The 287-nt window shown below is 72.8% G+C and carries 1 protein-coding gene; it reads right to left on the reverse strand.

Going from position 1 to position 287, the window contains the following annotated elements:
- Positions 1–287: hypothetical protein (locus ACLI50_RS22575; protein WP_411414679.1), on the reverse strand; the 287-nt coding region annotated here is incomplete at both ends.

A 287-nucleotide genomic window follows, 5' to 3' on the forward strand; every position in this document is an offset into this window, starting at 1 on the left:
GGCTTGATCGCCAGCACCCAGATCAGCACCGAGGCCAGCAGCACCACGAGCAGCGCGACGCCGGCCCACACCCACGCGACGGGCGGACCGGACTGGGTGCGCGTCATCGTCGTGTCGGAGGAGAGCTGGCGCAGCGTGCGGGCGGTCTCCTGCGCGTGCCGCGGGCTGGGACCGTACAGCTCGCTCGTGAGCGAGGTGAGCTGCTTCTTCGTGGGCACGGCGCCGGTCGCGGCGTCGTCGAGCGCCGAGCGGAACGAGGCCGCGTCGGGGAAGCGCTGGAACGGATC

Source organism: Chryseobacterium cupriresistens (genome assembly GCF_046614675.1).
Classification (GTDB): domain Bacteria; phylum Bacteroidota; class Bacteroidia; order Flavobacteriales; family Weeksellaceae; genus Chryseobacterium; species Chryseobacterium cupriresistens.